Origin of the sequence: Legionella maioricensis, from assembly GCF_023618015.1 — a bacterium.
Taxonomy (GTDB): domain Bacteria; phylum Pseudomonadota; class Gammaproteobacteria; order Legionellales; family Legionellaceae; genus Legionella; species Legionella maioricensis.
On record NZ_JAJKBJ010000006.1, the window covers coordinates 24662 to 49995 of the forward strand.

A 25334-nucleotide genomic window follows, 5' to 3' on the forward strand; every position below is an offset into this window, starting at 1 on the left:
GGTGCGGCGGCAGCGTACCCCGGGGGTTCCTGCCACAGCTCGCGGGTTACCCGGCTCTGCACCCAGGCTAGGTCATCCTAAATTCCCTTAAGTTACGTGCCATTGAATCCAAATAGCATGCAGCGGATTTAATTGTCGACAGATGTTCCTTAAATAGATTTTAATACACAAAAGTTCCATTCTATTTTTTATCGATGAGCTTGATAAATTGCTGAGCAATGTGTTGTCATTGGTAAAATTGTTGGCAGTATTAATAGTCTCTTAATAATAAGAACATATAATGCGCGGCATGTAAAATAAATGGCATGTCGAATAATGAGACTAAATGAATCCCCACATACTTTATTGGCCTTATTTGAAAAGGCATTAGGCCAAAAAAAAATCCTTAGATACATGCACTCTAAGGAGGTTAATTTTTCCCATGTGCTATTAGAACAAGATAGGTCTCTGGCTTATTACAGCAGAAAAATTGCTGCCATATTTATTAAATGCCCTAACCGATATAATTATGACACATTAGTCAGCTGGCAAATATTAGAAACTTATCGTGTGCTTAATACAGCACTTGCGTCGACTTTGGTCAAGAAATCAGTAAAACAGGATTTGCTGGTTTTGAAAAAAGATATGGAAAAATTACCTTTTTTGAAAACATTATTAACTGCCATCGATACCGGAGTGGTACAGACATCTGCGGTTTGTTCTGGGCATGGCGTTTGGTATCTAAAGGATGGATACGTAGATTTAGAAGCAGTGGATTCCACAGTAATGTTGGTCTCTGGGGAAGGTGGGGGGCTGAGTGATAATTTAGCTGTAGATATCGAAAACGACTTATTTGATCCCAATAATGTTGCGGTGATAAAAAAAGAAAACTCCGAAGAAGAGCCTAGTATTAATCCTTACCCAACATTTTTTAATCGACAAACACCGCAAAAGCTTCCTAACTTGTGTCTTGTCGATGATGACCATTCATTACCAAAACCTAGAGTCATAGAACCGCTGACTGGTAGAGTATTATATGATCTGCAGTCTGATCCCAAGAATAAGAACTATTTTTCTTTGGCCACCGTTTTGCAACAGGTCAAAGGGCGGGTGGTTTTCTGGGCTGGCTGCACTGGTGTGCGCGATGTAGAAGAGAGGAGATTGGGAGCATATCTTGATTATAATTGGGCGAGAAAAGATGAAGTGGTCGTTAATAAAAGAAAAACAGAGGCGGAGGGGTCTTCGGGTAAAAGTTTAAAAGTAATGGAAGAGCAGGGACAGTTCACTTCTTCTTTATAAGCATTCAGCTATTAGACTTCTTTCGAGGACTAGGGAGCTCCATTTAATGCAAAGGCGCCTAGCTCTTTTACAATTTGTCCCTGTTTATCGGCAATACCAATCCCTATAGCGTAGGCCACTGCTTGCACTTCAAGTTGATGCGTTTTGCTATATTGCTCGATTAACTGTTCCAGTTTTTTATATAAAGGGATTCGCTGCTCTGCAGTTAGAGACTCCGGATCAAAAAGAGAAAAATGGGGTTGGAAAAAATTCATTACGCTAGTACTACCCCATTGGGTAAAAAGCTTGCGTCTTTCTGTATCTTCAGCGGCCCAATCTGGAATTGATGCCGTGGTATCGCGTAATGCAGCCAGCGAAGTTAATGTTTGATTGCTTAATTCTTGTAATTGCCTGGTACGCTTTACTGATAACATGACATAACCACTAGGGCTGGCCATAAATTGACAAGTGGATATGGGTATTCGTTTTTGTTTTTTGGCTAACCATTGGGTCTGCTTGATAATCTTCGCCAGCTGTTTTTCTTCATATGTGGATAGATACAGAGTGATGTGGAGCGGATACTGATCGATAAAAGGAGTAATGTGATACGCATGGAAGAGCCCTCGTTGCTGCAAAAATTGATTAAAATCCTTGATAAGGGGGGCAACTTGATTGCCAGGCTTTAATTTGAGATAAACGTTAATCGATAAATTGGCTGCCTGTATTGTATTGCTAATAAGGCACCCCACTAAACCAAAAAAATAGAGGAACATACAATGTCGAAGCGATTTGCAGTGATTGGTAATCCAATTACCCATAGTTTATCTCCTGTTATTCATCAGCATTTCGCTCATCAAATGAATATTGAATTAACGTATGAAAAAATTAAGGGTGATGAGCAACACTTTGAACAGCAAGTATCTGATTTTTTTATCCGCGATGGCAAGGGGCTTAATGTGACTTTGCCCTTTAAACAAAGAGCCTTTGCTATGGCTCAAAAGAGTACGCTTCGCTGTCAATTAGCAGGAGCCGCTAATACTTTGTGGCTGCAAGAGAATCAATTGCATGCTGATAATACAGATGGCATAGGATTAATTCGTGATTTGACTCGCTACATTGAACTACAGGGGAAAAACATTCTGATATTAGGTGCTGGTGGCGCGGCGCGGGGAATTATCCATCCCTTACTGGGGGCTAATCCCCATACCTTGACGGTTGCCAATCGAACTGTAGAAAAGGTCATCGAGCTTCAACGTGATTTTCCCCTGGTTAGATGTTCTGAACTTGATAAGGTAACAGGGAGTTTTGATTTGATAATCAATGCTACTTCCGCTAGTTTGGCAGGAAAAACTGTTTCTGTACCTGAAAACGTGATGTCTCAAAAACCAGTATGCTATGACTTGGCTTATAAGCAAAAAGAACCAACTCCCTTTGTTCATTATGCTAAAAACTGGGGATGTGATGCTGTTGATGGCATCGGGATGTTGGTTGAGCAAGCTGCCGAGGCTTTTTTCATCTGGAATGCAGTGATGCCTGAAACAGAGCCTGTATTAAGCTTGCTACGGCAACATTAGGCAAAAAAAGCAGTCACTTCTTTGGCATTGGCGATGGTGTCTTGAAAACCCAGCTCGAGAAGTTCTCGAGTAAATTCTTTTTCAAATAATAAAAAGCTCAATAGATCACCAGAATGGCTTTTAGCTCCGAGGATATTTAATAAATACCTTAGCAAAGCCGACATCGTTTTATAATGATTTTGAGCCAGAAATGCCATGTCTCGACTAGGGCGTAAATGGAGTGTCGAGATAGGGCGCCAAGGAGAACGGCGTTTTTTCCACATTGAAAGAAGGGTGGCTATTTCGTTCATGCGATTAACCATTTCAATGTCTCTATCAAGATTATCTAAAAATAATCCATTCAACATATTACCTAAAATGCTGGCAAAGGGAACTTCGCCATTCCTTAGCATTTCAGAATCAGTAAACTCTGGCAGTTCACGTGTTCCCAAAATTAGAATTTTATCCACTTCAAAACGTATAGCTCCTCGCAGAGGAGCGACCAATCCAATACTGCCATCTCCATAATGAAAACCGTCCACGGTAATGGTCGGGAAGAATAGGGGTAGGGCACTGGATGCTAAAATATGTTCCGCGCTGATATTGGCGCGTTGACTGCCATGGCGTGGGTAGTTCCAATCTTGAAATTCAGAATGGTTGTGATTATAGAAAGAAATAGTCTGATGGGTTTCATAACAAAGACTGATTACTTCCAGAGTATTCAAGTAGCCTGCATTTATATTTTGTTCAATACGCGAAAAATCAATGGTTTCATCAATAAATTGTTTGAGAGGAGAGGTATCAAGCAAATGTCCTGATTGTCGTTGTTTAATAATTAAGGTGCTTAAATTTCGCATCACTGACTTGCCTAACTCATAATTGCTTGCTTTATAAATTTGTTGGCAATGAATTTCTCCCCATATGGATTCCAATTTATCCAGAGCTAAAGGAAAATCATCAGCATTCTCCGCAAGTATGGCGGCATTAATACTGCCCACACTTACACCGCTAACCATATCAAAAGGAAGGGTTTTTGTTTGTAAAATATGACCAATTGCTTTTAAAACCCCCGCCTGATACGCGCCTCGTGCACCACCACCTGCCAGATATAGAGCTTTTTTTACCATGATGACTTATTCTTATTGCCTATATTAGGAAATATAGTTGAATATAGGGCTAATTAGCAAGAAAACAATAGGTGCATCATATTTTCTTAATATTTTATTGATATATTTATAGTATCCACTCTTTTTTCGGGTAGCAAAAATGGCCTCTGATAAAGATGATATGAATGCAACACTGGATAAAGACCATGCTTTAGGGCAATTGAACATGATGCAGAAAACTGTAGATTATAAATTAATCGCCTTAAGTCAACGCTCTTTATTAAAAATTGCCGCTAGAAGAATCCCCTGGCTATCCAATTTTTTACAAAGCGTCGATGACACTGGTGATGCGATTGTCAAGATAGGCGATCGGATTAGTAGTTTACAGGACAGTTTACAGGAAACTCCAGGCAGTCAAACCATAGGTCACGCATTTCATTTTGGTTCAGTTGCCATGGCTGCCTTTGATTTTGTTCGTATCCCCATTATTTACCTTGCGGCTTACATTTTAAATGAGAAAGTTCCACTTACTCTGGATAATAATGCCAGATGGGCGTATTCGGGTCTCTTATTAACCCTTTCAATCATCGCATTGACTGTTCCTGCTGCGGCAACAGTGATTGGTTTCGTGGGCGCCGGTATTGGTCTTTCTGTGGGCGTATTTTTGTTGGGTAAAACCCTGTATGAACGCTATCAATTAGGTAAGAAAAATAGAGAAATAAAAAAAATTATAAAGATTGAAGAAGATGAAATGCGGTTAATTCAGCAAGAGGCAAAGGATTTAGAAGAACGCTTAAGCAAAGCGACCGAAGAAGATGAGATTATAAAAATTTATCAGAAAATCACAATATTACGTGAACGTTATGACGCACAACACGCCACGTTGGAAATATTAAAAAACAGAGAATTACATATAGAACAAAAAATGGCTCAAGTGGGCATAATGCAAGTTGTAGATAAAGGACTTGGAGTGTGCTTGTCCTCCCTTACCATTATTGGTTTGTCTCTGTCCTTGTTTTTTCCGATGGTCGGTTTAGGAATATTAACCGGTGTTGCAGTCGCAGGTGGTGTCTATTTGGTCGCCAGACTCACCGCTCCTGTCGTCATGCTTTTAGGGAATTGGCTTATCAGCAAGGCTAAGAGTGTTTTTGGATCTTATGTTACCAGTGAAAGTCTGGCGAATGAGAATATCCTGACTGATACTAAAGAAAAGCAACAGGCTTCATCTTTAGGACTCAATGCAGAGGCAGTTAAAAACGATACAGTTGTTGCTGATAAGGAAGAATGTTTACCGGACCCTAAAAAAAGCATCGCAGAACATAGGCATGATTCAACAGCTGGCGCATTGGCAGGGTTGAAGAAGGAAAATGCTGCTGTTGACAAGTCATTCTCTGTAGACGAGCCTTCTGCGGAAGAAAAAGAAAAGGATGCAAAAAGAGTGTCTCATCTTTTTACCAAGCCTACTCCTAATGGCAGAAAAGAGGTGAAAGAGGAGGACGATAGGGAGATTAATACGGAACAGGAAAGTCCTTAGAGCCTATTTAAAAGCTCATTGCAAAAAATAAGAAATTCCTTTACTTTAAAAATTTACCCTCCCAAGGAATAAAATCATGCTGCCCCTTTTCGTGAGCAACCGCGCGCATTTCACATGATTTTCATGTTGGAGTTATGGGAGCGTTTTGGCTTTTATACGGTGCAGGGAGTTCTGACCCTCTATTTTATTCGTTACCTCGGTTATAGTGACGTCGAGTCTTACTATACTTTTGGCGCGTATTCAGCCTTAGTTTATGGGATGGTGGTCATTGGTGGTTATCTGGGAGACCGAGTGCTGGGGACGAAACGCACCATAGTTCTTGGACTTGTTGTATTAACAGCAGGTTATTTTTCACTGGCGATTACCGACAAACAGCATGTTTTTCTTGCCTTGGGATTGATTTGTGTTGGCAATGGTTTGTTTAAAGCCAATCCATCCAATTTATTGTCTAAATGTTACGAAGAGCATGATCCTCGTTTGCATGGTGGATTTACGCTGTATTATATGGCAATCAATTTAGGCAGTATGGTGGCTTTATTTGCGGGACCTGCCATTGCCAGTCGCTACGGCTATTCTTATGCCTATTTTCTTAGCGCTGTGGGTTTGGTTCTCGGTCTTGTCAATTATTGGTTTCAACATCAACATGTGGCGCATATCAATACACTGGCTGACCAGCGGGTTATTACTGCGCCCCAGTGGGCTATTGTTTTAGCTGGAATAATGATTGTTACGGAGGGGGCTGCCTATTTATTACAGCACGTCATGCTCGCTAAAAATCTGTTATGGGGGATTACCTTCATTGTGGTCAGTGTTTATGTTTACTTGATGCGCAAGGAGTGTAAAGCATCCCATATGAGGATGTTGGTTGCCTTTGCTTTAATGGTAGAGGCAGTTATTTTTTTCACCTTATACCAACAAATGCCTACGTCAATTAATTTATTTGCTGTACATAATGTGACACCCACCTTCTTCGGAATTACCATTGATGCGCAAAGCTTTCAGGCTTTAAACCCCATCTGGATCGTTTTAATGAGCCCTGTACTGGCTTATTTTTACGGCAAGCTTAATAAAAAAGGTATTTTATTTGCCATTCCGTATAAATTTGCTTTAGGCATGACCATGTGTGGGGTGAGCTTTTTAATGCTCTATTTTGCTCGTTATTTTTATACTGGCAATGGGATGGTTTCTTCATGGTGGCTAATATTTAGTTATTTATTTCAAAGCCTTGGTGAGTTACTAGTCTCTGCCTTGGGTGTGGCAATGGTTGCTGAATTAGTTCCATCGCGAATTGCGGGGTTCGTAATGGGGATGTGGTTTTTAACTTCGGCTGTCGCGGGTTTTATCGGGGCAACAGTAGCATCTTATACAGCTCTTCCCACCAACATCCAACCAGGGGTTGAATCACTGCTGATTTATACGGATGTATTTGCCTGGATAGGTATCGTGACTCTAATTATTGCTTTGTGTATGTGGTTACTCTCACCACGTCTGGACCGTTATATCGCAACCTATTCAGTTAAAGAAGACAATAAAATAGAGACAGTTGAATATTCTACTACTTATATTCCCAGTCATTAGAAGAATAGTTCATTAAGTCTCAATCGGTTTGGAAAAGATCCTGTGGGTGAACATAAGATCATTTCCAAACCCCAATCAATTTGCTTAAATGCATTCTTCTTGTCTGGCGGTCAGAACCTCATAACCTGTCTCTGTCACCAATATAGTATGCTCCCACTGAGCAGACAAGCGATGATCTTTAGTCACTACAGTCCAATTATCCGATAACATTCGAATTTCTTTCTTGCCTAAGTTAATCATAGGCTCTATGGTGAAGGTCATTCCAGCGCGCAATTGTAAACCTGAGTTCGGCCGCCCAAAATGGGACACATGGGGTTCTTCCCACATTTCTCGGCCTATACCATGACCACCAAACTCCCTGACTACCGAGTAATGATGAGATTCGGCATATTGCTGGATAATATGGCCAATATCCCCCAGGTGCACCCCTGGGCGAACAATACTTATTGCTTTATAAAGGCATTCTTGAGCTACGTTCACTAGCCGTTCGGCAAAAGGTTTGGGTTTACCCACCAAAAACATTTTGCTGGTATCACCGATGAATCCATCTTTTTTTACCGTAACATCAATGTTGAGAATGTCACCTTCATTTAATTTTTTCTTATCAGAGGGGATTCCATGACAGACCACATGATTTAAAGAAGTACAAATGCAGCCTGGAAATCCATGGTGATTTAATGAGGCAGGAATAGCCTGCAACTCATCAACAATGTATTTTCTACAGATCTGCTCCAGCTCTCCAGTAGTTATTCCAGGCAGAACAAATGCTTCTATCATTTCTAATACGGAAGAAGCCAGGCGTCCTGCAACTCTCATTTTTTGAATTTCTTCAGGCGTTTTCACTAATATCATTATTTGTATCCAATGCGGCTTGAGTGACCAAAAAGTTAATTGCGTCTGCATAAGTAAAAGATGGATTTTCTTCAACTACTTTCCCAATACGCAGCCAATACTCTGCTTGTGAATTAACAGATCGGCTCATTGCTTTTGCCATAATTTTTGCCGCATCATGCAATTCATCTGAAATTTTAACGATACCCATTCAATCAATCCTAAACTAAATTTTTTGGCATAATACTATGATTGTATATGATTTGCTATGCATTGATTCATTTTATTATCAAATGCAAGTAAATCGTTGATCGTTTTTTAGGTTAGTTGATGAATTTATTGGTTATTGGGGGTGGATGAAGTAAATTAATAATGCTTATCTTTCATGTAGATACACGGTATCCAATAAAAATTGGTTAAACAATGCGCATTATTTGTGGTATATTAAACGACTTATAAATAGGTTTGTTGATCATTGGCATTCGATGTCTCGCGATTTGTTCGGCGTTGTTGCCTTAATCAACCCCAGTACCCCAATGGCGTCAACTTAAGGGATGCAGGATGTAGCCTGGGCGAAGGCGCGGCCGTAACTCAGGATCGAAATTGACTCGAGCCTTAATCCTGGATTACGCTTCGCTCCATCCAGGCTGCAATTTTCTCTAAGTTTACGCCGTTACCAGTACACCTAAAGATGAATGGTCAATAGTTCCTGGTTGATGTATTAATACGAATTGGAGTGAAAAAAAATGAGCATGGGGGTGGAGGTAGTATTAAGCACGCGCTCTCAGGAGTTGATTGCTAAATATTTGAGCTTATGCCAACCGCATGCAAGTCGTTTAGCCCATTTTTATTCACCCATTGATTCCATACAATTAATTTCCTGGTTACACGATGAAATAACCCAACCTCCCAATACCGACACTCGAGTCAAAAAGGAAATTGAGTTTATCCTTGCTTCATTACGTGCAGAGTTGTTGCGTGATTTATTGACCTCTATGGGGGGGGAATTACCTGAGAATAATGCAGAGGAAAACTCGACCTGGGTTGCCAAGATAAAAGTCGGACTTTTAGCGCTTGCGGGTACTTTATTAGCTGGTTGTGAAGGCTTTGATAGTATCACCACCATGTTGAGTGTTTTATCTTTGCCTTCAATGTTTATTCTTATTGCGGGGCTTGGTTTTTCTATTTTATCCATACTGGTTTTTTATGGTTTTGACTTAGTGCAGGTATCTAAAAATTTAGGTGTAACCTTAAGGGATGCTCCTAAATTATTAGACGTTTATTTGTTGCAAATGAAAGAAATTAAAGGCATAAGAAGAAGAATAAATACCTATAAGTTTGCTGAACTGTCTGCAGAGGAGTTAACCCAATTAGAAAATATGATTACTATGCTGCAACGCCGTTTTCAAGAGTTAACCGAAGCAAGCTCCCAATTTGAAACAGCTCTTAATAGTCGTAAAATGCAGATAGCTAAACTCATCGCCTCAAGCACTGCCGGCTTACTTTTTTTTGGTAGTGGTTTTTTTGCGGGACAGTCAGTTGCCATGTTTATTGCAGGCCTTTTTATTCCTGCAGTTTTGCCAACTTTTTGGCCAGTGGTTTTATTTAGTGTAATTGTAGGAATAGCGGCATTTACCCTTTATTGGTACATCGAGCAAGCAGGGTTTAAAAAACTGGTAAGTGGTTGGTTTGGATTAGATGAAGATAAAATAGAGCAATTATGCGATAAAGAGCATCTGGATAAAGAAGAAAAAAAGCTGGAAAACTTAAAAGAACAAGTGAGCAGTACTGCACAGTTAGCCAATCGTTTGGTGAAGCTTCAAAATAAATTGGATGGTATTGACGCGACAGAGAGTGAACAAGTTGTAACGTCAGTTCCAAATGTCTCTACCGCCCCAGTAAGAATCAGTGACAACATCTATTCATTCCATCCTAAGAAGGATGTAGCCCGGAAGATTGATACTTCTGATTCGGAAGAGATTTTGCTCTTTGAATGTAAGTAGTGTCTTGATGATTTAAACCATAGCTAATGTTTGCCAAGTGAAGTGGTATATAGACTAATAATGAGTTACCTTGCAGATAGTCTGGATTGGCTGATACATAAAATTCATTGGTTTCATTTCCTTCATCCTGCAGGGGTAAAATTTTATTTTTAGCCGGCAACATCAATGAGTTGACAACCATAGGATGATTGCAGGTTGATATAAGTCCACTTTGTTTCTTTAATGCGTTAATAACGGTTATTATTTGATCCGGAACTCTCTGTAAGGGTTTGGGATAAATAGAGTCGCTCAGGTTATAGAGGAACTCATAGGTTAACGGACTATCGGCAAATGCCACATAAATAAGTTCTTCTTGAGGATGAGCCAGCTTATATTTTATTGCCTCAGTCAGTCCTGCGCTGCCTACAGTGGGACATACATGGTACTGGGGATTCAGATAAATTAAGGCAGAGTAGGTAATAACTTGTTTTTTACCAACGATAATTGATTGCCTGAGCGTTCGGCAAAATCCAGCGATTTCCTGATTTATACCATGATGAATTATTAATTCCCCATTTTCTTCCATGCGGAGAATAAGACGATTGAACTTTTCTTGATTGGGCAAATGATAATAGGAAGTGAGAAACTGGTATAACTTTTTGATTAACTGTTCTGGAATATTGGTTTGTTGTTTGTCTATCCAATAAGAGTTAATAGCAGTTACTCTATGTTTATTCATTGTTCTCTCCATCGAACATCTTTCCCGCCTTTAGTGGGGCTAAGGCCTCGTGTAAAAAACTTATCCATTCTCTAGGATGCAGACACTTCTTTAGGTATGGCCTCATCTATAAAATTGTCAAATAGAGCGATAATTGCTCATCTCGTCTTAAATATTTAAGATGTCTTTAACAAAAGGAATTGTAATTTTGCGATGGGCGGCCAGAGACGCATCATCTAATCGGTTGAGCAATTGATGCAAATCATGCATATTTCGCGAACAACGATTTAGTAAAAACTGGGCAACACCATCAGGCAAATCAAATCCTCGTTTAAAAGCATGTAGCTTTAATGTGTTTATTTTCTCTTCATCACTTAATTCATTTAATTGGATGACCAATCCCCAGGCAAGTCGGGAGCGTAAATCAGCAAGATTAATTGCGAGCATTGCCGGCGGCTGATTTCCAGAGATAATTAAAAGACTTTTTTCCTCATCCTTGATTCGGTTATATAAGTGAAATAAAGCTTCTTCCCATGCTGCATCATGGGCTATAACGTCTATATCATCGATACAAATTAACGTTTGTTCTTCTAGCCCCTCTATAGTTTGCGGCCCCCACTCCTTAAGAAGGGTTAAGGGCAGATAGATAGCCGATTGAACTAAATTGACAGCTTGGCAGCAGGCTTGTAATAAATGTGATTTTCCACTGCCTTTAGGCCCCCATAGATACAATAATCTATCTTCTTGCAGGGTGAGCATGCTTTGCAATTGTTGTTGCAGAAGGGTATTGTTTTCCCAATTAAAGTCAGTAAGGGTCGCTTCATCGTTTAATTTTATTGTTAAAGCCAGCTGAGTGTTCATTGGGCCAGATCTTTTTTGGGCCATGCTTTCCTGCCCCAAGTCCAAAAGTAATCGATATAAGTAGTGGCCGTAGTGAATGCGGTTAGGTAGATTAAAACGCTGACCAGATAATGCGGAAATTTAAAGTAAGCTAATTCAAATAAACATAAAGTGACCAGAGCCAATTGGAAGGTAGTATTGAATTTACTTAATAAAGAGGGCACAAAATCCAGTTTACGTTGAATACACCAATACCAGACCAACACACCAATAGAAATACTCAAGTCTCTAAGAAAGACAAGAATGACCAACCACCAGGGTAACGAGCCTATTAAAGCCAGCGAGATGAAACTGGAAGCCACTAACAATTTATCAGCCATAGGATCGACAAAAGAACCAAAGGTGCTTTGCCAATGAAAATGCCTGGCCAGCCAGCCATCTAATCCATCGGTAAACCCGGCGATGATAAATGTATAAAATGCATTAACGTATTCATGATGATATAAATACATCAAAAATGGGACAATCAGCCCTAACCGAAATAAGGTCAATGCATTAGGTATGTGTTTTAGTATCATGTGTCATGCGATAATTTTAATTACCCCCATTTAACTTAACGTACTGAGGGAATGTATTGCGCCAAAAATTACATCCACAATCTTGGATGTGTAATGGCAGTGGTAGAGCTAGTTTATACAATACCGCTGCTGCTGTCACGTTATTGAGCCAGCTATCTGATGTTGAACGATGAAGGATGCATTTTTAACACTTTATTATTCATTAACCCTAATTTTTTTCCTCATGAAATGTCATCTGATTCTAATATAAAGTATTCAGCGGATTGGGGTGAGCTCTATAGACATCTTTATTGATGGTACCCCGCAAACGCATGGTTAATGAACATTGATGTTGCCACGTATCATGCAATAATTGATGTTTTTGCCAGCTAAGAATAGAGGGATGAATTTCTTTAGCGAGTTCATTTAATATCGTTTGCATCACTTGATATACCACATGCCATAATTGTTGCTCATCAAGTTGATACTCCTGGGTTAAACTATTTATCCAATGTCCTAGATTATTTTGCAGTGTGCCATGAATAAAAACGGTTCTTAATTTATCGAGACTGCTGGTTTTTATTCTTGAGGTAGCGGGTAAATCAGGCTTGTCATTGTCTTCAAAGAATGCAGAATAGGCAATTTTAATTTGCTCAAGATCTCGTAAAATTAAGCCTTGGGGCCTTTGCTCAGAAAAAATGAGTAGTGTGTTGTGAGGCAGAGCTTCAAATGCGACTCCGTATTTCAATAGTAAATGCAGTTGGGCTGATAAAACTTTATGACAATATTGGTTGAAATAATTTATTGGAGTTAAACCACTCTCCTTAATCATTTCAATGAGGAGCGGTTTATTTGATAATGGAGAATGAGCAAATAAGCTCATTAAGGGAACTATTTTTTGTTCTGATTTTATCAGACTCACGGGATGTTGAAGAAGTTTAACGGATAATTCCTTTTGACAATATTTAGGAATAGATGGGCTATCTACGTTAAGTCCAGCTAAATCGTTGGCTAAAAATAAGGTATTCTGATAATGGCCTGACTGCGTTAACAAAGAGTTTATCCAGCGCGATAGGGTACAGCCGTAGAATTGCTCATTTAGATCACGAGCATGATCGTTAATAGCAAGTTTAATCAACGTATTAGACTGATCTATTGGCATCATGGTATCAACAGACATAGAGGGTATTACTGTTTGATGATGTGGTAATAAGATAAGTGATTTACTATCGGTCAGTTGACTGCACGTTATTTGTAATTTATTGCGCCACTGCCAGGGATGGACAGGAACAGGGATATATTCTTCGGGATTTATATGGCTAAATTTTAATTTTTCTTGCCATAGCTTAAATTCATGTGGAAATTCACGAGCAATTAATGCCTTTAAATCAATGGAATCAGGATTCATGCTCATTTGATTTTTACTTAAGGCACACCAATGGAGGCTGATTTTTGCTTGAAATTCAGGTGAGTTTTGTAATACTTCTCGTCGCGTAAATCCCATTTTGGCACGAAAACCTGGGTAAGAAGGATGACCTTGATATCCCCACTGTTCCAGAAACAGGAATGCCTGGCGTGTTGTCTGTTTACTATTTATCCATGACCAAAGACTGTCATATTGACTTGCCTCACAGCAAATCTGAGCATCCCAGCGTTGTTTATAGGCCAGAGCTAAAGCATGATTTGCAATGGACTCATCTAATTCATCACGAATATTCTTCCATTGATAAAATTGGCTTGCCGGATTGGACCGTTTTAATGTTCCTTGCAATTGATCGATAAAATCATGGACATGATGACTGGCTATGGGGGAGTTAATTAATCCTTCCATAAGGGCAGAATGCTGTAGACGTTGTAAGGCATTCTTATGCGCCAAAGTGATAAAATAATCAATGCTGCTTTGCGGCAACCCTATGCCGATTTCAAATAATAAAAAGCGTAACTGGTGACTCAGTTCATGAAAATTTCCATACGCTAAAGCCATGCCAATCTCCAAAGAAAAGCCCTTGATGCTATCAATATAAATGATAATGATTCTCATTTGCAAGTGTGGGGATAAAAATATTTAATGGCTTCTTCATGCGAAAACAGTTCATGAATTAGGGGCAAAATGATAAGATGGATCATTTTTAAACGAAATTATCTCAATGAAGTACAGACCTGATATTGATGGATTAAGAGCAATTGCGATTTTACTGGTCCTTATTTATCATGGCGGACTGTCTCTTTTCCCTTCAGGATTTGTAGGGGTTGATGTATTTTTTGTTATATCAGGATTCCTCATTACGAGCATTATTCATGATTCATTGAATAACGATCGTTTTTCTTTTGTGGATTTTTATAATCGACGATTATGGCGACTACAACCTGTGTTGGTTTGCCTCATTTTTTTAACCACGATAGTTACATTATTGTTCTTTTTACCTGAAGATTTAATTCAATACAGTCGAAGCGCACGAAAAACTTCTTTGTTCATCTCCAATCTTTTTTTTAATCAAACAACTACAGGATACTTTTCCTCTGATACTCACCAGCTGCCTTTATTACATACCTGGTCTCTTTCAATAGAGTGGCAATGTTATTTGATTTTACCCCTGGTCTTGTATGGTTTATACCGGATATTTAGTCGACGTAATGTGATTCGAGTCCTCTATGCTCTTACTTTTATCAGTTTCCTCCTCTCTTTGCATTATTCAAAAGCCCTTCCTGCACAAACCTATTATCAGTTTTCGAGTCGAATTTTTGAATTTTTAATAGGATCATGTATTGCTCTAATTCCGTTTCGTCCCATTGCCATTAATAAATATATTTTAAATGGGATTGGAGGAGGAGCGCTGCTAACGATTTTTTATATTGCCACTCTGAATCATATTCTTCTTGGATATCCGAATTGGTACGCATTTACGGTCTGCATAGCAACTGGCTTATTAATCGTTTTGGGACGTTTTTATCCAACTGAATTGGTAGTCAAACTGCTTTCTCTGCGTCCCTTGGTTTTTATTGGAATGTTGTCTTACTCACTTTACATTTGGCATTGGGCTGTATTTTCAACGTTAAGATACCACAGTATAGTAGAGACGCCCGCTGTTTTGCTATTGGCTTACTGCGCGGCTTTTCTTTTCGCCTATCTATCTTGGCAATATATTGAAATACCTTCCAGACGATTGAAGCAAATTAAATTCCGTTATACGGTGGGCAGTTTAGTGGTATTTCCTCTACTGGTGATTCATGCGACCGATTATTTAATCAAAACGCACTCGGGATTTCCTCAACGTTTTAATCAGGAGCTGGTTACCATTTATCAGCAATTAGAACAATTTAATAGCCCACGAAGACCTTTGTGTATTAGTAATAATAAAACGGATATTGAAGCTCAATGCAAAATAGGTGCTAAAAATTTCAATAGTAAAACAGGCTTTATGATCGGAGATTCTTTTTCTAATCATTACTGGGGGTTCATGGATACTTTGGGACAGGCTGCTAATATTTCCATATTGGCTCAAGGGACTTCATCTTGTCTTACCTTGCCGGGAATTGCTCTTTATGATTGGTGGCATTTTAAAAATCAAGTGTATCAAGAGTGCCGCGATCAAACTGAAAAATATTATCATATGATTCAAGATAATCATTATGATTATGTGATGATTGGCCAAATTTGGATTAATTATTTATCTGAAAATGTAATCAATCATTTAGGGGATGAGCGTTCATTACCCTTAACCAAACAGCGGATAGAAATTTCTCTGGATGAAGCATTAAAAATAATAACAAGGTCGGGGGCAAAGCCTGTATTGATTAAAACGACGGCCTTGATGCAAGAAAACTTCCATGACTGTTTTTTTAAACATATTAAATTGCGCCAACCTTATAATTCAGAACAATGCAGCTTTCATTTGACCCAGTCAGCAAAAGAACAATGGCTCGATGATTTATTTAATAAAATGAAAATTAAATACCCGGAACTGATATTAATTGATCCTAAAAAGGTGCAATGTCAGAATGATATTTGTAAGGCAGACCTCAATGGCGTTCCTATTTATCGTGACGCAGGACATCTTACGGATTACGCGTCTTATCAATTCGGGGTCTTATATCTACAAAGATTTAACAATCCCTTGTCTTAGTTTTTCTATGGCTAGCTTGTGCACGTCATCCCGAACGTAGTGAGGGATCTCCGAATGCGGCACAGGTACTCATGCCAAAAGATCTCTCACTACGTTCGAGATGAGGTTTTTGCTATGGGGAGCATCTCATCAGACCCATTGCGGGTCATATTAATGGATTAACGTTTCTCTTCATTTTTGCGATACAGGATCACGGTATTTCCAATCATTTGCACCAGTTCTGCTTGTAATTGCTGACATAGTTCGTTTGCCATTACTAATCGGTCTTCCTTTTCCGCGCCATTAATTTTAACTTTAATTAACTCATGGGAAAGTAATGCAATATTAGTTTCTGCAACAACAGCTTCAGTGAGTCCTTTAGCGCCAAGAAGGACAACTGGCTTTAGATGATGGGCTTGCGCTTTAAGTGATTGTTTGAACGAAGTGTCCACTTTCTTGTTCCTGATTGATAAAATGGCAAATTATTGCACGTTTTGCTGGGAAAAGGTAGTAAAATTCAGTATCATAGGCAAATCCATATAAAATTTGATGGTTATGAAGCGTACTAAAAGCAGTAAACGTTGGTTGGATGAGCATTTTAATGACGTTTATGTAAAAAAAGCACAAGCTGAAGGCTACAGAAGCCGAGCAGTCTATAAACTCAAAGAAGTGGATGATAAAGAATCGCTTCTTAAGCCTGGGATGACTGTCGTCGATTTAGGGGCTGCTCCAGGGGGGTGGACTCAATATGTTGCTGAAAAACTGCAAGGAAATGGTCTTATCGTGGCTTTAGATATCTTACCTATGGATGCTTTGCCCGACGTGTCTTTCATTCATGGGGATTTTCGGGAAGATGACGTCTTGCAGGAGCTAATAAATTTAATTCCTGAGCGTGGTTTAGACTTGTTATTATCAGATATGGCCCCAAATATGAGCGGTAGTGCTGCAATAGATATTCCAAGAGCCATGTACTTGGTCGAGTTAGCTTTTGATTTTGCCGAAAAAATGTTAAAACCTGGAGGTACCATGTTAGTTAAAATTTTTCATGGATCGGGTTTTGATGATTTAGTAAAACAGGCGCGAGCATCCTTTGAGAAAGTGGTAATACGTAAACCATCTGCTTCTCGATCTCGTTCAAAAGAAACCTATTTGCTGGCAAAGGGCTATAATTTATAGTAGCTTTATAGATATTCTTATGGATGAAGATGCAGTGTTTTTAGGTGATTTAATTCACAAGAGCCGTAGTTATGGTTCTCACAACAAGGCTGTAAGTAACTAACGAGGTTAATACTTTGAACGATATGGTTAAGAATTTATTTTTATGGCTGATTATAGCGATTGTTCTAGTCTCTGTTTTCAGTAACTTTGGCCCTCGTAACTCTGTTGCTGAGAAAGTTTCCTACAGCCAATTTTTGAAAGAAGTAGATCAGGGCATGGTGAACTCAGTTACGATTGAGGATAGCAAAATCATCAAAGGGATGACGAAAAACAATAAACGCTTTGTCACTTATATGCCTATGCAAGATAATGCCTTATTAGGTGAATTGCTCAAAGGCAAAGTAGATGTCAGTGGGCAGGAAAAACAGCAAGAGAGTTTCCTCTTGCATTTGTTTATCAATTGGTTCCCCATGTTACTGCTGATTGGCGTCTGGGTATTTTTTATGCGGCAAATGCAAGGTGGTGGCGGCCGAGGAGCGATGTCTTTCGGTAGATCGCGTGCTCGTTTGCTGGGCGAAGATCAAGTCAAAGTTACTTTTGCCGATGTAGCTGGTGTTGATGAAGCTAAAGAAGAGGTGAAAGAACTCGTCGATTTCTTACGTGATCCAACAAAATTCCAAAGTTTAGGCGGACGTATTCCCCGTGGTGTATTATTAGTAGGGTCACCTGGTACGGGTAAAACTTTATTGGCCAGGGCAGTTGCGGGTGAAGCCAAAGTACCTTTTTTCACTATTTCCGGTTCGGACTTTGTGGAAATGTTTGTGGGTGTAGGTGCCTCACGGGTGCGTGACATGTTTGAGCAAGCAAAGAAACATGCTCCATGTATTATCTTTATAGATGAAATTGATGCAGTGGGTAGACATCGAGGCGCTGGTCTTGGTGGTGGTCACGATGAAAGAGAACAAACACTTAACCAGCTATTGGTTGAAATGGATGGCTTTGAAGGCAGTGAAGGCGTCATCGTTGTGGCAGCAACTAACCGACCTGATGTTTTAGATCCTGCATTGTTACGTCCAGGTCGTTTTGACCGTCAAGTCGTCGTTCCTTTGCCAGATATCAGAGGCAGGGAGCAAATCTTAAGAGTACATTTACAGAAAGTTCCTGTTGATAACAATGTGGAGATAATGGCTATTGCACGAGGTACTCCAGGATTTTCCGGTGCTGATTTATCTAATTTGGTTAATGAAGCAGCTTTATTTGCAGCTAGAGCCAATAAGCGTAAAGTAGGCATGCAGGAGCTGGATAAAGCCAAAGATAAAATCATGATGGGTGCAGAAAGACGCTCCATGGTGATGGATGAGGATGAGAAAAAACTAACTGCTTATCATGAAGCGGGACATGCGATTGTTGGATTGTCTGTTCCTGAACATGATCCGGTCTATAAAGTATCCATTATTCCTCGGGGACGAGCACTTGGTGTGACTATGTTTTTACCAGAACAAGACAGATACAGTCACAGTAAGCGTCGCTTGGAAAGTCAATTATCCAGTTTATTTGGTGGAAGGATTGCTGAGGAGCTTATTTTCGGTCTTGAAAGCGTAACCACTGGAGCATCCAATGACATCATGCGCTCCACCGAAATTGCGCGTAAAATGGTTACCTCCTGGGGCTTATCTGCTTTAGGTCCACTTACTTTTGGCGAAGAAGAAGAAGAGGTATTTTTAGGCCGCTCAATGAATAAGCACAAGGAAATGTCTGACCGAACTGCTCAACAAATTGATGATGAAGTACGAGCAATTATCGATAGGAATTATCAAAGAGCTAAAGAAATTCTGGTTACCAATATGGATAAATTGCATTTGATGGCCGAGAGTTTGATTAAGTACGAAACTATTGATTCTAAACAAATCCAGGAAATTATGTCTGGAAAAGAACCTACGCCTCCCGAGGACTGGGGTTCTTCCAAGCCTTTGGATAAGGTAGACGTCGTGGAGGAAGCACCTGCTAAAATAGTTAATGGCGAAACTATAGAGAATCCTGCTGAAGAGCATTGATTTTATATTAGGTTGTTAACAGAGAGAACCAGGTGACCCCCAATCAATTTGCCGGCTGGCTGGAGCGAAAAAGTCAGCCCAATATGCATACTTCCTTTGAAAAGCCATTAATTATGGGCGTGTTGAACATCACGTCGGACTCCTTTTTTGATGGCGGCAAATTTCTATCGGTAGATAGGGCATGCGAGCACGCTTTTAATTTAATCGCTCAAGGCGTTGATATAATTGATATCGGGGGGGAATCAACGAAACCAGGAGCAGTTCAAGTCCCTTTAGGCATTGAATTAAGTAGAATAATACCTACCATAGAGCAAATTCGTTGTCATTCCGATATTTGTATTTCCATTGATACTTATAAACCCGAAGCAATGGAGGCTGCTGTTCGAGCAGGCGCTAATATTATTAATGATATTTATGCTTTGCGAAAAGACGGGGCATTGGCCATGGCTGCCAAATTGGCAGTTCCTATTTGTTTAATGCACATGCAAGGTCAACCCCAGAATATGCAACAAAATCCCCAATATCCCAATGGGGTAATGGCAGAGCTCAGTCAGTTTTTTGATGAACGTATTGATGCTTGTACTAATGCCGGCATTGAAAAAAAACAGTTAATTTTGGATCCGGGTTTTGGTTTTGGGAAATTGGTAAAAAATAATCTGCATTTAATTTGCCATTTGGATGATTTGAAACACTTTAACTTACCCATTCTTTTGGGGGTGTCACGCAAAAGTACCATTGGAGCAGTATTGAATAAAGAAGTGGGTGAGCGCTTAATTGGGAGCATAAGCATCGCAGTTTATGCTGCTCTTAAGGGCGTGGGGATTCTCAGAACTCATGATGTTAGTGAAACAAATCAGGCCTTGCAGATGATCGATGCGATCTGTCAGGCGAGTTAGGAAGAAAAATAATTTGAGAGTAATTTCCTGGATGATTTAATAAAGAGGTAGGTAAGGATGAGTCAACGTAAATATTTTGGCACTGATGGCATACGCGGACATGTGGGGCTGTCGAGTATTAATCCAGAGTTTGTACTAAAGCTAGGTTGGGCAGTTGGACGAGTACTGGCGAATGGGCACAGAAAAAAAGTTGTAATAGGCAAAGACACACGAGTATCAGGATATATGCTGGAGTCGGCCTTGGAGGCAGGTTTATCTGCTGCAGGCGTGGATGTGGCATTATTGGGACCGATGCCTACACCAGGAATCGCTTATTTAACGCAAACTCTTAGAGCTAATGCAGGAATAGTAATTAGTGCCTCGCATAATTTATTTGAAGATAATGGTATTAAGTTTTTCTCTGCGGATGGGGGTAAGCTACCTGACAGCGTAGAGCTCGCCATAGAGGCGGAACTGGATAAAAAATTAGAAACGGTGTCCTCAGAAAAACTGGGTAAGGCAACGCGGATTGGCGACGCAACAGGTCGTTATATAGAGTTTTGTAAATCCACCATTCCTTCAATGTCTCGATTATCCGGTTTAAAAATTGTGGTGGATTGTGCCAATGGAGCGACTTATCACATAGCGCCTAATGTATTCGCAGAGTTAGGTGCAGATGTTATTTCCATAGGAGATAAACCGAATGGATTTAATATTAATAAAGAGTGTGGTTCAACCTCGCCTGAACTCCTGAGAAGCAAGGTATTGAGTACAGGCGCGAATATTGGTATTGGCCTGGATGGAGATGGTGACCGACTGGTTTTAGTCGATTCTCAGGGTAATATAGTGGATGGGGATCAAATCCTTTATATTATTGCCAAAGATCGCCATCAAAGAGGGGTACTGCACGGCGGCGTCGTAGGAACTTTGATGAGTAACTATGGTTTGGAATTGGCAATTTCATCTTTAGGCATTCCCTTTCTTCGTTCTAGAGTAGGAGATAGGTATGTACTAGAAGCATTGCGCGACAAAGACTGGAAAATAGGCGGAGAAACTTCAGGACATATTGTTTGTCTAGATAAAACAACGACAGGTGATGGTATTGTGGCCGCACTTCAAGTATTGTCAATTATGGTAAAACAGGATAAGACTTTGCAACAATTAACCGAAGGAATTACTCTGTTACCCCAATCATTAGTCAATTTAAAAACCGATCGCGCTGCGTTATTAGCCACAAACCCATTGGTGGTTCATGCCGTCAAAAATTTAGAGGAAAGTTTGAAGGGTGAAGGTCGTGTATTACTCAGACCCTCTGGTACTGAACCTTTATTGCGCGTTATGGTCGAGGGGATAAATGAGTCTGTTGTTAGAGAGCATGCTCAACAATTATGCGATCACATTAGCCTCATTGACTCAAAGATCAATGAGACCAAAGAATCCGCTTAAGTAGCGCATATGGGCAGCAGATCTTTTTGAATTAGTAGATCTGCTTCCTCAATCATCCGAGCTGATTTAGTCCTGAAAAAGCAAGGCCTCTTGGTGTATTCGAATTCTGCCTGCCCCATAATTTTTCCTATAAGCATTCTAAAGAAATCTTCTATTGCCTCCCAAACTTTAAAAAATCCTCTATGCCTTTTCAATGGCTCGTATCTGGGATCTACAGAAAGAAAAGGGACTTGAGTTACTGAAATATTAGAATGGGGTGTATCAATGAGGATCTTTGCCATACGTAATGAGTGAAGGGCTTGCAACAATAATTCACCTTCAATAGGATGTTCTTTTTTTAATCTCATGCATTGTTCATAAAGCGGCCTTAATGCTAAAGGAACATCCAGTAAATCAGTTGCGTCATTAAAAGGCTCATCGCTCAGGGGGAGAGCTGGCTTCAATGCCAATAGTTGGTTTAGATCTTTTTCTGGAACAGGGCACCGGCGCATATAGGATTTAATAACATCTAAATCCTTTTTAAATCGTAATTCAAATGAAATGTCTCTTATTAGATGAGATGCTTTATAAGAATCATCCTCCTTGGTGTATTTTTCAACGGCATTGAATACGTTCATGCACCATTGTTGAATATCAATTGGGTGGTATTTTAGTGAGATAAGACTTTGTTGATACCAATTCTGTCGTTGTTGCGATTCATTGGATATTGTTGGTGAGGGCATCGCCAACGTCAGAGTCATATCATCTGCAGATTCCAGTGGTTCAACTTTCTCTCTTTGACTATGAGGTGGTAAAGAACTTAATTGTTCCTCCGGACTATCTTTGATGAGGGGAGGGGCTTGCTTGGATTTTAAAACGGGTGCAATGGAAACCAAGGGTTCGTCGTGTACTTCTTTTGCAGATAAAGGTTGTTGTAACAGCGAGACAATTTTATCAGAGGACATTAACTGTTTAATGGGTATTTTTTGCTCTACTTCTTCACTAGCCAAAGTCTGTCTTGAAGTGGCGATCATTGCCTCATCAGTCAACTGTTCCACGGGGCTAATCGGCTTAGGCAGCAATGGTTGCTTTGGAACAAGGCCACCAGTATCTGTAGATATCAATGGTGTTGCTGGACTGTCTAGCATAGGTATCGTTGGTTGTTCTGACTGTAAAGCGACTGGAGAAGTAGAAACGAATTGCCCTTCAGATACTCTTTCCGTGAGCGGAGGTTCTATTGATTCGAGGATTATTGTATTGGGAATTGGTAATTGCTCCTCAATTTTTTCTTGGATATGCCCTAATGATGCATTTAAATCAATTGAACGAGGCGAAGCTAATAGTTCATCTTGGGCTTGCACAGGAGATAAGGTCTGTTCTGCAGCAAGGAGAATCTCGTCAGAAGTCATTGTTTGATCAACAAGGCTCGTCTCTCTATTCATGGAAGGTTGCTCATGATTTAAGCCTTGTCCAACCGTATCTAATTGTTCTTCGCTTGTCTCCTCTGTTGGCAATGAAGCAGAAAAAATTTGTTCAGGTGAAGGCTCAATGGTACTGGTCGGAATATCACATGTCAGTTGTTCTGGTTTCAAATCTAGACCACTTAGAGGCGGAGAAATGGATTGCTCCTCAAGCAATTGGGTTGCAAAAGAAAGGATTGGTGTAGAGGATTCTTTTTCAGGAGACATTATGGCTTTAGTAGGTTCTTCATCGAGATGTAGTACAGAGGGGGCTTGGTTTAAACTGGCTGAAACGGCAGAGGTTGATTGCTTATGATCTCCATTTTCGGAGAATGAAGGCTGCTGCTCGGTAATGTCGTCCTGGCTCGGTATGGGGAGCGTGTCTAGGTTTAAGCTTACTTGAACATGAGGCGTGACTAAAGACGAGGTTACATGATGCTCTTCTTCGAGAGAAGAAGTCTGCGGTTCCTCAGGTTTTTCATTCAATAACGGTAAATTGTTAATTTTCTCTATACTTCCGGATATTGCAAGGAGCAGTACAGACAGTTGCTCTGATATAGTGTGAAGTTGATCTGGTATTGGAACCCCAAGATGACTAACACTTAAGGTTAATTCGATATTTTTTTTGTGAATTATGGCTGCTTGCAGTTGTTTCTTTATCTCTTCTAACTCTGCCGCATTGGTGAGAAAAGACTTACATAATTCGAACTGTTGGATTAAAACATCCTTAGCGGTTTGTGGGGTCTCAATAAGTTTCGTTAACTCTTCGAGGTCTTTTCGATTGGCTGAGTGGTCATTTTTTTCTTCCAACTTATATTGAGCCATTAATTGGAGTATTTTAATATCCAAACTGTCTAATTTCTGTAGTTTCACTAAAACTATAGCCATTAGTTCAAGTTTTTGCTCAATAACGGGGATATAAGAAAGTAATGCAAGATAAAAGTCAGAAGCAGAAGAACCTGAAGGAGTAGTAATTGGTGTTGTTAGTAATGCACATGCCTTAAGTAAAATTTGGGCTTGTTCTACCAATTTGCTTATCTCTAATTCTTCTTCACAGCTACTCGGAGCCATTGGCGTCAATAAGTTTAATGTCTTTTTTTGCTCATCAAGACGAGTTTTACTTAATATTAGAGTGTGTTCTTTTTCCAGTAATTGTAAGTAACTGACCGAGTTTTGCGTTTCTAGTTGGCCTACCTCATATTTGTGTTGATCTTGAATCCAGGATTTCCATGCATAAGGATCGATATAAGATAAAGCCCCGGGAAGCTTATGGTGATAAGTTTGAATTAACTCTGATTTATTAGTACTGTTTTTAAACTCTTCTGATAATCTTTTTTTTACTTTAAGGTCCAGTGTATTGATAGAAATTTCTAATGAAGTGGATTCCAGCTGCTCTATAATACTAGCCGTTTGCAGTTCCAGCTCTTTAATTTTTGTTTGGACATCAATTATCGATATTTGTTTCGCAAAGAGCTGATGCAGTTCTATCGCCTTAGGTTTTATGCTTTCTAACTGGCTTATGGACAGTGTAATAGAAGAGATTAATTTTTGAATATTGTCTTTACCACCTTTAGCGGAGAGATTGAACCCAAGCGTTTTTAATTCTTCAATTAAACTATTTCTGGTTTCTGTTAGCTGACAGAGTGTCAAAGCCGCAGCCTGAGCGTCCATTTCACTAAGGCTTTGGGACAATTGAGAATTATATTCTTCTACGGCTAATCTTTGTGTTTTGCTGTCTACTGTAGCGCTATAAGGCGGAATTAATTTATTTTGTTTTAGTAAGCTCTCATTTATTTGGGGCAACAGTTGCTGGAAAGAATTACTTACTAATTCCATTTTTTCATGCATCTGTTGTTGAAGCTTATGAATATTTTGTTGTGTTAAACCTCCATCCTCGGTTAGATGAATCAGGCGGTCTTGTTCTTCACTTAAACCGTGACGCTGATTAGCCAAATTAAAACTTTGTTCTGTTAAATCCATTAAAGCAAGTAACTCTTCGGCATGTTGTGTTAATTCTGGCGGTAGCTGAGTTTTATCAAGAGGGGGGTGTTTTGCAAAAATTTTTTTTATATCGACCGGATTAAAAGGGGCAGTTAAAGTAGAAAGCTCGCTCATTAGTTGCAGGATGATCCGTTTCATCATATATACTCCTTGTATAGTCCATTTACGATTTTAACTAAATCAATGCACTAAGCAAGAGGCAACTAAATAATAATAATGGGTAAGAATGTTATTGCTAATAAAAAAAATAGAGAATAGTGCTACACATCTGGAATAAGTTTGGGTATAGTCGCTCCCAGAAA

Annotated in this window: 19 protein-coding genes and 1 pseudogene; 10 read left to right on the top strand and 10 right to left on the bottom strand. The window is 39.7% G+C overall.

Translation table 11 applies throughout. From position 1 onward, the window contains the following. Positions 1-315: 315 nt before the first annotated feature. Positions 316-1278 (top strand): DUF6863 domain-containing protein, encoded by a 963-nt coding sequence (locus LOX96_RS06740; protein WP_250420838.1) that lies wholly within the window; start codon positions 316-318, stop codon positions 1276-1278. Positions 1279-1307: 29 nt separating this feature from the next. On the opposite strand, the gene LOX96_RS06745 is transcribed toward LOX96_RS06740, so the two are convergent. Further along, entirely contained in the window at positions 1308-2075 is a 768-nt protein-coding gene (locus LOX96_RS06745) for a DUF1045 domain-containing protein (RefSeq protein ID WP_250420839.1), read from the bottom strand. Between LOX96_RS06745 and aroE the strand changes: the two genes are divergently transcribed. Next, positions 2034-2831 (top strand): shikimate dehydrogenase, encoded by a 798-nt coding sequence (aroE, locus tag LOX96_RS06750; RefSeq protein ID WP_250420840.1) that lies wholly within the window; start codon positions 2034-2036, stop codon positions 2829-2831. The two genes, LOX96_RS06745 and aroE, sit on opposite strands and share 42 nt — an antisense overlap. On the opposite strand, the gene LOX96_RS06755 is transcribed toward aroE, so the two are convergent. Beyond that, positions 2828-3940, bottom strand: a complete 1113-nt coding sequence (locus LOX96_RS06755) for a patatin-like phospholipase family protein (RefSeq protein WP_348645826.1) — start codon at positions 3938-3940, stop codon at positions 2828-2830. The two genes, aroE and LOX96_RS06755, sit on opposite strands and share 4 nt — an antisense overlap. Positions 3941-4076: 136 nt before the next feature. On the opposite strand from LOX96_RS06755, the gene LOX96_RS06760 reads away from it, so the two are divergent. Together LOX96_RS06760 and LOX96_RS06765 are read left to right on the top strand one after the other, a co-directional pair. Further along, a complete protein-coding gene (locus LOX96_RS06760; RefSeq protein ID WP_250420842.1) occupies positions 4077-5450 on the top strand; it encodes a hypothetical protein in 1374 nt (457 codons plus the stop codon). An 87-nt stretch (positions 5451-5537) separates the two neighbouring features. Next, positions 5538-7028 (top strand): annotated as a pseudogene (locus LOX96_RS06765) (oligopeptide:H+ symporter); the annotation flags it as partial. Positions 7029-7112: 84 nt separating this feature from the next. On the opposite strand, the gene map reads toward LOX96_RS06765, so the two are convergent. Both map and LOX96_RS06775 read right to left on the bottom strand, forming a co-directional pair. Then, entirely contained in the window at positions 7113-7880 is a 768-nt protein-coding gene (gene map, locus LOX96_RS06770) for a type I methionyl aminopeptidase (RefSeq protein WP_250420844.1), read from the bottom strand. Further along, complete coding sequence (locus tag LOX96_RS06775; RefSeq protein WP_250420845.1) at positions 7858-8070, bottom strand: ParD-like family protein; 213 nt, start codon at positions 8068-8070, stop codon at positions 7858-7860. Before LOX96_RS06775 ends, map begins: the two co-directional genes overlap by 23 nt. A 535-nt stretch (positions 8071-8605) precedes the next feature. On the opposite strand from LOX96_RS06775, the gene LOX96_RS06780 reads away from it, so the two are divergent. Next, on the top strand, positions 8606-9862 hold the full coding sequence (locus LOX96_RS06780) for a hypothetical protein (protein WP_250420846.1): 1257 nt from the start codon (positions 8606-8608) through the stop codon (positions 9860-9862). Here LOX96_RS06780 and LOX96_RS06785 read toward each other — a convergent pair. From LOX96_RS06785 to LOX96_RS06800, 4 genes are all read right to left on the bottom strand, one after another. Then, entirely contained in the window at positions 9792-10580 is a 789-nt protein-coding gene (locus LOX96_RS06785; RefSeq protein ID WP_250420847.1) for a hypothetical protein, read from the bottom strand. The two genes, LOX96_RS06780 and LOX96_RS06785, sit on opposite strands and share 71 nt — an antisense overlap. A 147-nt stretch (positions 10581-10727) precedes the next feature. After that, positions 10728-11420: a DnaA regulatory inactivator Hda gene (gene hda, locus LOX96_RS06790; protein ID WP_250420848.1), complete on the bottom strand. Its 693-nt coding sequence runs from the start codon at positions 11418-11420 to the stop codon at positions 10728-10730. Next, on the bottom strand, positions 11417-11977 hold the full coding sequence (locus tag LOX96_RS06795; RefSeq protein ID WP_250420849.1) for a CDP-alcohol phosphatidyltransferase family protein: 561 nt from the start codon (positions 11975-11977) through the stop codon (positions 11417-11419). The genes hda and LOX96_RS06795 overlap by 4 nt, the downstream gene beginning before the upstream one ends. Before the next feature lie 241 nt (positions 11978-12218). Further along, positions 12219-13940: an IucA/IucC family protein gene (locus LOX96_RS06800; protein ID WP_250420850.1), complete on the bottom strand. Its 1722-nt coding sequence runs from the start codon at positions 13938-13940 to the stop codon at positions 12219-12221. A gap of 163 nt (positions 13941-14103) precedes the next feature. Between LOX96_RS06800 and LOX96_RS06805 the strand changes: the two genes are divergently transcribed. Then, complete coding sequence (locus tag LOX96_RS06805) at positions 14104-16080, top strand: acyltransferase family protein (protein ID WP_250420851.1); 1977 nt, start codon at positions 14104-14106, stop codon at positions 16078-16080. A 158-nt stretch (positions 16081-16238) separates the two neighbouring features. Here the strand turns inward: LOX96_RS06805 and yhbY are convergent, their stop codons facing one another. Then, a complete protein-coding gene (yhbY, locus tag LOX96_RS06810) occupies positions 16239-16511 on the bottom strand; it encodes a ribosome assembly RNA-binding protein YhbY (RefSeq protein ID WP_250420852.1) in 273 nt (90 codons plus the stop codon). A gap of 103 nt (positions 16512-16614) precedes the next feature. Here yhbY and rlmE point away from each other — a divergent pair, with 103 nt between their 5' ends. The 4 genes from rlmE (at position 16615) to glmM (ending at position 21592) form a co-directional block, all read left to right on the top strand. Beyond that, positions 16615-17235 carry a 23S rRNA (uridine(2552)-2'-O)-methyltransferase RlmE gene (gene rlmE / locus LOX96_RS06815; protein WP_250420853.1) on the top strand — a complete coding sequence of 207 codons (621 nt, stop codon included), beginning with the start codon at positions 16615-16617 and terminating at the stop codon, positions 17233-17235. Between the two features lie 125 nt (positions 17236-17360). Next, positions 17361-19271 carry an ATP-dependent zinc metalloprotease FtsH gene (gene ftsH / locus LOX96_RS06820; RefSeq protein WP_250420960.1) on the top strand — a complete coding sequence of 637 codons (1911 nt, stop codon included), beginning with the start codon at positions 17361-17363 and terminating at the stop codon, positions 19269-19271. Between the two features lie 83 nt (positions 19272-19354). Next, complete coding sequence (gene folP / locus LOX96_RS06825) at positions 19355-20167, top strand: dihydropteroate synthase (RefSeq protein ID WP_284498332.1); 813 nt, start codon at positions 19355-19357, stop codon at positions 20165-20167. A 57-nt stretch (positions 20168-20224) separates the two neighbouring features. Further along, a complete protein-coding gene (gene glmM, locus LOX96_RS06830) occupies positions 20225-21592 on the top strand; it encodes a phosphoglucosamine mutase (protein WP_250420855.1) in 1368 nt (455 codons plus the stop codon). Here glmM and LOX96_RS06835 read toward each other — a convergent pair. Beyond that, positions 21589-25173 carry a hypothetical protein gene (locus LOX96_RS06835; protein ID WP_250420856.1) on the bottom strand — a complete coding sequence of 1195 codons (3585 nt, stop codon included), beginning with the start codon at positions 25171-25173 and terminating at the stop codon, positions 21589-21591. The two genes, glmM and LOX96_RS06835, sit on opposite strands and share 4 nt — an antisense overlap. Positions 25174-25334: the final 161 nt, after the last annotated feature.

What these genes read in the sequence shown, in the direction of transcription:
- LOX96_RS06740 (WP_250420838.1), top strand. Translation starts at nt 316, where the DNA reads ATGAGACTAAATGAATCCCCACATACTTTATTGGCCTTATTTGAAAAG.
- aroE (WP_250420840.1), top strand. Translation starts at nt 2,034, where the DNA reads ATGTCGAAGCGATTTGCAGTGATTGGTAATCCAATTACCCATAGTTTA.
- LOX96_RS06745 (WP_250420839.1), bottom strand. Translation starts at nt 2,075, where the DNA reads ATGGGTAATTGGATTACCAATCACTGCAAATCGCTTCGACATTGTATG.
- LOX96_RS06760 (WP_250420842.1), top strand. Translation starts at nt 4,077, where the DNA reads ATGGCCTCTGATAAAGATGATATGAATGCAACACTGGATAAAGACCAT.
- map (WP_250420844.1), bottom strand. Translation starts at nt 7,880, where the DNA reads ATGATATTAGTGAAAACGCCTGAAGAAATTCAAAAAATGAGAGTTGCA.
- LOX96_RS06775 (WP_250420845.1), bottom strand. Translation starts at nt 8,070, where the DNA reads ATGGGTATCGTTAAAATTTCAGATGAATTGCATGATGCGGCAAAAATT.
- LOX96_RS06780 (WP_250420846.1), top strand. Translation starts at nt 8,606, where the DNA reads ATGAGCATGGGGGTGGAGGTAGTATTAAGCACGCGCTCTCAGGAGTTG.
- LOX96_RS06785 (WP_250420847.1), bottom strand. Translation starts at nt 10,580, where the DNA reads ATGAATAAACATAGAGTAACTGCTATTAACTCTTATTGGATAGACAAA.
- hda (WP_250420848.1), bottom strand. Translation starts at nt 11,420, where the DNA reads ATGAACACTCAGCTGGCTTTAACAATAAAATTAAACGATGAAGCGACC.
- LOX96_RS06795 (WP_250420849.1), bottom strand. Translation starts at nt 11,977, where the DNA reads ATGATACTAAAACACATACCTAATGCATTGACCTTATTTCGGTTAGGG.
- LOX96_RS06800 (WP_250420850.1), bottom strand. Translation starts at nt 13,940, where the DNA reads ATGGCTTTAGCGTATGGAAATTTTCATGAACTGAGTCACCAGTTACGC.
- LOX96_RS06805 (WP_250420851.1), top strand. Translation starts at nt 14,104, where the DNA reads ATGAAGTACAGACCTGATATTGATGGATTAAGAGCAATTGCGATTTTA.
- rlmE (WP_250420853.1), top strand. Translation starts at nt 16,615, where the DNA reads ATGAAGCGTACTAAAAGCAGTAAACGTTGGTTGGATGAGCATTTTAAT.
- ftsH (WP_250420960.1), top strand. Translation starts at nt 17,361, where the DNA reads ATGGTTAAGAATTTATTTTTATGGCTGATTATAGCGATTGTTCTAGTC.
- folP (WP_284498332.1), top strand. Translation starts at nt 19,355, where the DNA reads ATGCATACTTCCTTTGAAAAGCCATTAATTATGGGCGTGTTGAACATC.
- glmM (WP_250420855.1), top strand. Translation starts at nt 20,225, where the DNA reads ATGAGTCAACGTAAATATTTTGGCACTGATGGCATACGCGGACATGTG.
- LOX96_RS06835 (WP_250420856.1), bottom strand. Translation starts at nt 25,173, where the DNA reads ATGATGAAACGGATCATCCTGCAACTAATGAGCGAGCTTTCTACTTTA.